This window comes from Phycisphaerae bacterium, from assembly GCA_035384605.1.
Taxonomy (GTDB): Bacteria; Planctomycetota; Phycisphaerae; order UBA1845; family PWPN01; genus JAUCQB01.
In genome coordinates this window covers 1-8,863 of sequence record DAOOIV010000160.1, presented here as the reverse complement: position 1 = coordinate 8,863, position 8,863 = coordinate 1, and the positions used below count along the sequence as shown (strand labels likewise).

General features: G+C 61.2%; 8 protein-coding genes. 3 read left to right on the top strand and 5 right to left on the bottom strand.

Annotated elements, in window-relative coordinates; translation table 11 throughout:
- Positions 1-373, top strand: a 373-nt coding sequence (locus PLL20_20650; GenBank protein ID HPD32410.1) for a hypothetical protein, incomplete at its 5' end; no start/stop codon positions are given.
- A gap of 134 nt (positions 374-507) precedes the next feature.
- On the top strand, positions 508-897 hold the full coding sequence (rpsL, locus tag PLL20_20645) for a 30S ribosomal protein S12 (GenBank protein ID HPD32409.1): 390 nt from the start codon (positions 508-510) through the stop codon (positions 895-897).
- Positions 898-1,049: 152 nt separating this feature from the next.
- Here the strand turns inward: rpsL and PLL20_20640 are convergent, their stop codons facing one another.
- Genes PLL20_20640 through PLL20_20630 form a run of 3 tightly spaced genes read right to left on the bottom strand, consistent with a single transcriptional unit; the run spans position 1,050 to position 2,998 of the window.
- Positions 1,050-1,823, bottom strand: a complete 774-nt coding sequence (locus PLL20_20640; protein HPD32408.1) for a hypothetical protein — start codon at positions 1,821-1,823, stop codon at positions 1,050-1,052.
- Between the two features lie 13 nt (positions 1,824-1,836).
- Positions 1,837-2,436 (bottom strand): hypothetical protein, encoded by a 600-nt coding sequence (locus tag PLL20_20635; protein HPD32407.1) that lies wholly within the window; start codon positions 2,434-2,436, stop codon positions 1,837-1,839.
- A 1-nt stretch (position 2,437) separates the two neighbouring features.
- Positions 2,438-2,998 carry a hypothetical protein gene (locus tag PLL20_20630; GenBank protein HPD32406.1) on the bottom strand — a complete coding sequence of 187 codons (561 nt, stop codon included), beginning with the start codon at positions 2,996-2,998 and terminating at the stop codon, positions 2,438-2,440.
- Positions 2,999-3,312: 314 nt separating this feature from the next.
- On the opposite strand from PLL20_20630, the gene PLL20_20625 reads away from it, so the two are divergent.
- On the top strand, positions 3,313-4,464 hold the full coding sequence (locus PLL20_20625; GenBank protein ID HPD32405.1) for a Gfo/Idh/MocA family oxidoreductase: 1,152 nt from the start codon (positions 3,313-3,315) through the stop codon (positions 4,462-4,464).
- Between the two features lie 39 nt (positions 4,465-4,503).
- On the opposite strand, the gene PLL20_20620 is transcribed toward PLL20_20625, so the two are convergent.
- Both PLL20_20620 and PLL20_20615 read right to left on the bottom strand, forming a co-directional pair.
- Entirely contained in the window at positions 4,504-4,845 is a 342-nt protein-coding gene (locus PLL20_20620) for a hypothetical protein (GenBank protein HPD32404.1), read from the bottom strand.
- A gap of 553 nt (positions 4,846-5,398) precedes the next feature.
- The coding region (locus PLL20_20615; GenBank protein HPD32403.1) for a hypothetical protein at positions 5,399-8,863 on the bottom strand (3,465 nt) is incomplete at its 5' end.

The following is an 8,863-nucleotide window of genomic DNA, read 5'->3' as shown; positions in this document are numbered from 1 at the left end:
CAAGGCATCCCTGTCGACCGAGTCGTTCATCTCGGCTGCCTCCTTCCAGGAGACGACGAAGGTGCTGACCGAGGCGGCGATCAGCGGAGCGGTTGACAGGCTCGTGGGCCTGAAAGAGAACGTGATTCTGGGACACCTGATCCCGGCCGGAACGGCGTTCAAGCCATACCTGGAGATGCGCGTGAAACAGGTGGGCGAACCGCTGCCTGAAAAGCAAGTGACGCCGGAGGCGGCTCACGTCGCCATGCAAGAAGCCGGGGCTGCCATGGCCGGGATGGCCGCAGTGACTCCGATGGGTCCTCCCGTGCAGGCCCTGAATATCAGCCCCATCGAGGAGCAGAGAGATCACCAGTTGGGGTCGGTGACAGGTTAGGCGGGGACGGTCGCGGACCGCAGAGTCGCAGGCGACCGGTAGGGCTGGAAAAGCCGGCCCGGATCCGCTAAGATGGGTATTTGGGTTGCCGGGGGGAGGTCCCGGCGTCCATGAGATGATCACAGAGGATTGGAATGCCGACGATTAACCAGCTTATCCGGCGCGGTCGAACCAAACAGGCGCGTAAGTCAAAGGTCCGCGACCTGGACCAATGTCCGCAGAAACGTGGTGTCTGCCTGATCGTGAAGACCCAGACGCCGAAGAAACCGAACTCAGCCCTTCGCAAGGTGGCACGTGTTCGGCTGACCAACGGCAAGGAAGTAACGGCCTATATTCCAGGGGTCGACCATAACTTGCAGGAGCACTCGATCGTCTTGATCAGAGGCGGCAGAGTGCGGGACTTGCCCGGCGTGCGGTACCACATCATTCGCGGGACGTTGGATTGTGCCGGAGTGCAGAACGACAAGGACGGCCGCCCACGACGTCGCAGCCGCAGTAAGTATGGCGTGAAGAAGGGCAAGTAGGTCGCCGAGACCTTTAGGCGGAACGGAACCCCGGGCAAGATCGCCCGGGGTTTTTCTCTGGCCGCACGGGTCGACCAGGGGCCAAAGAAGAAGGCGGCCGACAAGAATGCCGGCCGCAGTACCTCATTCAGGTTCGACGATGGCACCGATCCTCAGCCGCCGCTCATGCCGCCGCCGCCGCTGCTGTTATCGGTTGTTTCCACCTGCGTACAATCGGCTGAAACGTTCGTTTCGATCCGAAAGACCGTGAGATTCTGGTTGGCGCAGTTGTTGCGATCGACGATCGTGTATTGAATGGTTGCCCCACAGGCGACATCCTCCGTGTAAGCCTGTGCACAATCCAGATCCACCCTCGTGCAGCGGTAATCGGGGCCCGCGCGCTCCTGGATCAGACCGGGCAGCTCGCCCTCCAAACCGACTTCCAGACCGATTGTCTTGACCTCCTCGCAGCGAATACTGATGGTGATGCGGCCTCCCAAGGCCGAGAGCCGGTCCTGGCGACCTGGGATGGTGCGGATGACCTGGCCGGTGCTGATTTCGTAACGATTCTGCGGCTGAAACAGTTCCGGAGGCGTCAGTTGCATTTCACCGCTATTTGATCCGCATCGGTAGCACGGGCAGGGCTCGGTAGCGTTTTGATTCTCGCAGCACTCCACGGCCCTTCGAGTCACATACGTACCCGTCAGGTCGTAGCCGTCGTGGACGTACAGCATGACGTCCGTGTCCGTGCACGTCTGATTAAGAATGCTGATACAGACGCGCCCTCGTTCGCAGTTGGGCAGTTGCTGGCCGATCGTGGAGCCCGGGCCGGTGATGATCGACACAAAGGCCGGGTCATCGGGTGGCGGGCAACTGGCCCCAATGATGATCGGGAGGCCGACCAGTGCCGTCAGAAGACCGAACAACAGAAACTTTCGTCGGCGCATGGTTTGCTCCGTATCAAAAGCCGCCCAGAAGCAGAATCAGATTGGCGGCCTCAAAAGGATCAGCCCTGGTAAAGCCGCCCGGCTGCGTCTGCGCATCGATACGACCGATGTTTACCCTCACGAACGCCGGGGCTCGAACATCTCCGTTCAGCGAGAAGATGATCCCGTCGCCCGACATGTAGTGGACACCGGCCTCCAAAGCATTGTAGCCGAACGGCACGGCGCTGATGCTGCCGTCCGGCAGAGTGGCGATGATGTTTGGGTTGTAGGGATTGTCCAGATCGCAGAGTGCCAGCCGCATCACCGGCCAATCCAGAACGACACCCGTCTCGTGGACCTGGGGCGTCAGACCGGTGATCACGAATTCGCGATCGGCCGTCCCGTCGTTGTAGACGATTGGCACGTCCAACATGGCGTTGGTGTTATTGATCACTCGGACCAGCAGGAACGGCTGATTGCCCGGTACGATCGGATAAAGCCGCCCGTTGATCCGATTGACCAACTCGGGGTTCAGGCAGCCGGTGCAACTCACAAGGACGGCCAGAGTGGCCGCCACGAGCGTCGCGAACCTGAGTGTCTGTAACCGTTTCATCACATGGAACCTCTGGCTCATGTCAGTATATCGAAATCACCGGCTGCAAGCCCACGCCGACGATGGTGATTGCGACCACGTCTCCGCAAAAGAGCTGTGAGCCGTAGGTGATCGGCGGCAGGTCGGCGGGTATCTCGACCGGATCTCCGCCGGTGTCGCTCTGAATGCTGCCTCCAAGGAATTGAATACTGGTAACGTCGCATTCCTGCACGATCATCGCATGGTCGAGCTCGGTCGCGGGCCCGTAGGGCTCCAGGGGGATGCTCAACTCCAGTGAAGTGGCGGGGATTGTCGTGTCGTCGCCGGTGGTTCCACCGCCGGTGGTGCCGTCCCCCGTGGTGTCGTCACCGGGGACATAGCGAGTCTTGTTGACTTGCACGCGGACCACGGCCGCCGAGCTGGTCTGGTTCATGACCAGGATGATAATCGCGCCATTGGGACGTGGCAGCCCCGCCACGGCGTTGCCGCCAAAGCTGCTGAACAGGTTGTCGTTGAGGATCTGCCCGCAGCCCTGTGTAATAAAGGCAAGCAGGGTGACGGCCAGAATGCCCCAACTGCTTGCAGACCGACGGTGAGGGATCATCCGGAGATACCTCCACGGGAAGGCAGGTTCACGTCATACCCCGGGTGGCACGCGCCGGGAGACCCTGGGGACATGTCATGATAAGGTACACCACGTGGGCGTGGCAAGGATCGGAAGCTCGCCCCTGGGTTCCCCAAAAAACGCGCCTGTTACAGCGATGCTTTACGCTGGTTTGGGCATTTCCAACGGGGTCGATTCCTGGCGGCGAAGCGACAGTCTGAGATCGGCACTGTGGCTGTTCGCGCCTCGACTGCTCGATTAGAATGCTCCGAAGTGCTGCAAGCAACCATTGTGTTGAGAGGAGCGGACCATCGATGCATCAAAAAAGTGACTTTTCACGTCGAGCGGTACTGGAGAAAGGTTTGGGGGTCGCGTCCGCCGTCTTGTTGGGGGCCGTGCGACTTCGGGCCGAGGATACCCAGCCGACCACGATGCCGGCGGACGACCTGCGTTGTGGCATGATCGGGATCGGCGGCCGCGGTTCGGGCTTGCTCAATGCCGTCAATAAGTCGCCCGGCGTTCGCGTCACGGCCTTGTGCGACATTGACCCCAAGCACCTCCGGGCAGCGGCCGAGAAGGTCCAGCAAGACGAGCCGCGGCTCTTTGAGGACTACCGCAAACTCATCGAATTCAAAGACTTGGATGCGGTGGTGATCGCCACGCCCGTGTACTTGCACGCGGAAATGGCGGTGGCGGTCTTAAGTGCCGGGTTGCACCTCTATTGCGAGAAGCCCCTGGGTATGACGGTCAAGGACTGCAAGGCCGTGCTGGAGGCCGCTCGATCGGCTAAGGGCATCTACCAAGGGGGAACCCAGTTGCGTTATGCGCATCCCTGGCAGTCGTCCATCAAGCTGATTCTCAGCGGCGAGGTGGGGAAGCCGATTTTCATACGTGCCCACCGGCACAACGTAGGCGACCTGCCGCACGACCGGCAATGGCTTTTCGAGAAGCGATACTGCGGTGACACCATCGTCGAGCAGGCGGTGCACGAGTTCGACCTGTTCAACTGGATTCTGGGCGGGCCGCCGGTGCGTGCGGCGGGCTTCGGCCAGCAGAGCCTGCGTTTCGAGCCGAAGGGTCGCGATATCATGGACAATTACGCCCTCTCGCTCGACTATGGGAAGGATAAAAAGGTTTCGTACAGCCACTCCTGGATTTCGGCGCCGAAGATCCCGATGGACGGCCGGCAGGAGATCGTCTACTGCGAGGAGGCGGCGGTGGACGTCGAGAACGGCATGGTTTATCCGAGAAACTTCGGCGAGCCCTACAAGGTGACGCCGGCGGAGCCGGCCGGCGATTCGACGCAACTGGCGATCGACGATTTCTTCAAATGCATCCGGGAGAAGCGCAGGCCGCTGGCAGACGTCCAAGCCGGGTTCGATGGGGCGATGGCCGCGATTCTGGGGCGCGAGGCCATGGACAAGGAACGCGTCGTCACCATGGAAGAGCTGCTCAAGAACGGATGATATAGAGCACACAAAAGCCTATTTACTCCAAAATAATCATCATTCGAGGACCATTGCGTCGTCGGCGCGTTTGAGGCGGCCTTTTCGATAGCGATCGGCGGCCGTCCGGTTGCCGATCCGAACGGCCCGGACTTCCGTTGCGGTCACGCGAATGATGTTGCCCCCGTACCGGGTGCGGGACGGGTTCAGCTTCGTGCCAAGCCCGCGACTCTTTCCGGCGGCGCCAAAACGGTTGTGTCGTTGCGTCGTTGGAGCCGGATGACGCAGACAGGCGGGGGCTCGGTTCCGAATGCCAGGCAGGTGTCGGCGCCCTGATTCGTCCGTGTGACTTCGCAGGGCTTTGATCTGCCCTACCTGCTGGTGGAAGATTGCCATCGTCATGAATGCCGAATGCGGAAAGGATTCCGCGGGGGATGCGGCCCGGAAAGGATTCCGGGCCGAGCGGGTTGGGTTCGTTTGGTCAGAAAGAGTCTTGAACTGTTGGCTGTTGGTTTGGGCCGGAGGAGGTTGGTCTTCAGATTTCAAAGAGCGGGCAAGGGAGCTTTCAGTGATCAGCTCTCAGTTGTCAGCCAGACAAGGGAGAGAACAAGAGGGGTGCTCCGGAAAGGGCGGTTGGAGCGGAGCGGCGACGTGGCTCACAGCCTTGGGCTGTCGGCTCGTTGCTCGTGGCCGGGGCCGGAGGAGGTGTGGGGCGAAAGAGGGCATTGGCGGCTCCAGAATCCCCTCTGGGGTCGGCGAAAATGGATTCCCGGGGCCGGCGAGCGCTGAGCACGCATGATGCCGGTCTCATACGACGGATGATGATCGTCCGTGCGACCTGGAAAGGCGCGAGTTGCACACCGGTTCCGGCACGGGCCGCAAAAAGAACCGGGGACCGGCCCCATACAGAACCGGTCCCCGGAAGGGATTACAGACTACTCAACCGATGCCGCGATCAGTCGCAGTCCGGATCGGCGGCGATACCCGCGCCGCTGGCGCAGGCCTCGAAGAAGCCCACGTCATCCGAGTCGACATCCCCGTCGTGGGCACGATCGAAGCAGAAGCATTCGGCCGGCAGCGGCGTCGGATCTTCACCCTCGCCAGGAGGCAAGGGCAATCCAATGCACCTCTGCATGACCGCAAAGTCAGCCTGATCCACATCTCCGTCATCATCGACGTCGGCGAACGGATCATTGCACGGTTTCGCGCCAAGCGGCTGGAAGAGAACCTGCATCGTGATCGGCTGCGTCAGGTCGATGATCGGGTTGGGGATGTTCGGCGTGTCGTTGGTGGTTAGCCGGAGCCACCGCGTCAAGGCCTCATCCTTGAACGCCCACTCAATTCGACACGACTGACCACCGCCGTAGCCAACGGTCCCGTCCACCACAGACAGGTTCGGCGCCGCCGCGATGTTTCCGCTCGTGCTGCCTGAGTAACTCGGCTGACGGAAGACGGCTTGCTGTCCTGCCGGGATCGACTCGAAGTCGGCAAAGTTGACGCCGCCGCTGGTGATGTTGTCGATGTAGATCATGTAAGGTCCGACATTTGGCGCCGCTTGGTCGATGGTGAACGCCAATTCCTCCAGCACAGCCTTGGTGGGAGCAGGACTCGGCCAATCACCCGTAAACGGCGTCTTCGCATCGGTGGCGGGATCAAAGGTGAGCGTCTGCCACATAGGCAGCGGTGCAAGGGCCTTGCCGATGGGAGGCGCCCCCTCCGTGGCACTCTGCACGAGCCACGTAATGGTGCCGCTGATCCCACCGTTCTCGCCAATTCCGCCAGTCGGACCTGTGAAACGGACACCCAAGGATACCAGGACTTGGGAGTTACCGCCGGAGCCGACCATCTCGTCGGTCGTGGGCTTGCATCCTTCAAGCGAGCCATAGGCCGTGGTAAAGGTCTGGGTTGCGGTTATGTTCTGGCCCTTCACCAAAGGAGTAACATCCACGACGTTGTTCCCGGCCACGATGCCACTGGTCTTCTGCCCGATTTGGGCACCGTTTGCATATACCGTCACCGCAGATACGGTCACCTCGGCAGTCGAGGTGGCCACACCGCCCACAGTCACCTGCGTCGCACCGGCGTTGACCGGCCCGACCACATTGACTGCCGGCACTTGGTTGCAGTTGTCAACCACAAGACTGGGAGCGGTGTTAAGGCAACCCTCGACGCCGTTAACCACTTGGGTGGCCTTAATGGTATGGCCGCTAACGAGCTGCGTCACGGTAACGGGCACGGTCGCAAGACCACCGGGAGCCGTGTTGGCGCCGATCTGGGTTGTTCCGTCGTAGACCCTGACCTCGGTGGCGGCCGGATCCACGCTCACACCTGCGACGTAAACCACGGTCTGCGTTGAGATGAGAGGACTCTGGACCGAAACGGCCGGCGTTCGACCGCACTCGGGCCCGACCGTGGCACCCACCACCGTCTGACAGCCTTCGATACCGTTGACGGTCTGCGTGGCGGAAATAATGCTGCCCTGCACAAGCGGCTCGGCAAGCGTCACAACCTCAGTGCCAGTGGAAGGACTGGTCAAGACCTTTCGACCGATTTGCGTGTAACCGGCCTTGTAGACCCGCACCTCTGTCGCCGTGTCGAGCACGTTCGTCACGGTAACAGTGGTTTCACCCGCCCACAACGGACCGGGCACACTGACGGCCGGCGTCAATGTGCAGTTAGGCGGAGGCCCTGGTTTCAGGATGATGTTGTCTACCCTCACCCTCGCGTTAGACCCCCAGGTGACAGAGGTAGTATAGGTCGTCGCATAGGTATAGCCGTCAGGATCTGTCCACCCGGCAACGTACTCGTTGAACGTACCGGCGGTCAGCCAGCCGAAGGGGCCTTTCTGCGGGGCTTCAACGTTGGTGGAGAAGACGATCATGACGTTATCACCCGCGTTGGCGGTAAAGACGTCGGTGATCACCTTTTGCGTCGGAAGGCCGCTGTTGTCGGCCGAAGTGAGACCCTGATACTTGCCGATCGCCTGGTTGGGCAGATTCTTGTTTATCGCGTTGAGGGCGGTGGTGCAGCTTGTGCGCGTACCTGCCGCGACAACACCGATCTGATACTGTCGGATCGCATTGGTATCCGCCGTATCTTCAGTGATGTGCATGAGCACGGTCACATGATAGTCGCCCGTCGTGGGTATGACGTTTTCGTAGATCCGGTACATGCCATTTCGCCATCCGCCGTCATAGAGCCACATGGCTTGGCTGCCATCCAACGTCGTCGTTCTCGCTTCGGCGTAGCAATCGTCCCGCGTATCGGTCCAACCGCCCAAGGTTGGCGGCACGGTGCAGCCCACCTCCCTGATGGGACCGGAGAAGTCGTCGATCGGCAAGCCGCCAAGCACCTGAACCGGATCGGACGGTTCGCTCTCGATGCCATCAACGACTTGGGTCGCGGTGAGAATATCGTCTTCGGCGAGCGTCAATCCAGTAAAGACGTGCTCGCCGTCGCCGAAATCCTCCGGCGGCTGCGTAGCCGATGCCAGCAAGACGGGCCCACTGCCGTTGTCGCGGTACAGGCGTACTTCGCTGGCGGTCGCGGCGACGTTCTGCACGGTCACGGAGGTGTGCAGGTTGCTGACGGGCCCGGCAATGTACACGGGATCAGTGATGCCCGGAGCCTCAATCACGATGTTGTCGATATTGATGAACCACTTGATGGTGGTCGAGTCGCCGGGCTTCTTGCGGATCGCAAGACTGTCCAGCGTGCCGCGGTTGTGATCCGCCAGCAGGACGCCGTCGCCGGTCACGCTAAAGATTCCCTTGGCCACAGGATCACCGCCATCCACGCTGACTTGTACGCCAACCGCGCCACCGCCGGCATCGACGAATTCCCAGGTCACGGTGTGCCAAGCCTCGTCGTTGACGATGGCAGCGCCGCCGACCGGCGTGCCGGCATCGGCCGTTCCGCCCATGCTGTCACAGCCCACCAGCTCGACGGGTCCGCTCGTTCCGCCGTCTATGCCCAACGGCAGGTTCTTGCCGGTCTCACGAATCCACAGCGAAAACTCCAACTGCGCATCCGCGGGACCTTTGGGAAGGCAGTACAGCGCATCTTCGTCACCCGCCGTGCCGTAGACCATAATGTCCATGCTGATCTTGCCGCCGACGCCCAGATAAACCGTGGGGCTTGGGGTCACGGGAGTGACGCTTACCGTCCCAGCAGTGTAATTAAACGCGGTCAATCGCAACCACGAGTCGTCGTTTGCGGGGGCAGCCCAGGTGAAACGGATTTCGTTGCTATTGGGCGTCCCATTGGAAAAGAACTGCGTGAGGAAACTGTCGCTGCCTCTCTCGCTCGGGTCGGGACTGCAATCACCCTGGCCGCAGGCGGCGGGATCCACGATATAGCCTGCGGTCTGGTTCCCATATTCCGGCCGGTTGAACACCGGCGGCGAGGGATTATTGACGCA

What these genes read in the sequence shown, in the direction of transcription:
- rpsL (HPD32409.1), top strand. Translation starts at nt 508, where the DNA reads ATGCCGACGATTAACCAGCTTATCCGGCGCGGTCGAACCAAACAGGCG.
- PLL20_20640 (HPD32408.1), bottom strand. Translation starts at nt 1,823, where the DNA reads ATGCGCCGACGAAAGTTTCTGTTGTTCGGTCTTCTGACGGCACTGGTC.
- PLL20_20635 (HPD32407.1), bottom strand. Translation starts at nt 2,436, where the DNA reads ATGAGCCAGAGGTTCCATGTGATGAAACGGTTACAGACACTCAGGTTC.
- PLL20_20630 (HPD32406.1), bottom strand. Translation starts at nt 2,998, where the DNA reads ATGATCCCTCACCGTCGGTCTGCAAGCAGTTGGGGCATTCTGGCCGTC.
- PLL20_20625 (HPD32405.1), top strand. Translation starts at nt 3,313, where the DNA reads ATGCATCAAAAAAGTGACTTTTCACGTCGAGCGGTACTGGAGAAAGGT.
- PLL20_20620 (HPD32404.1), bottom strand. Translation starts at nt 4,845, where the DNA reads ATGACGATGGCAATCTTCCACCAGCAGGTAGGGCAGATCAAAGCCCTG.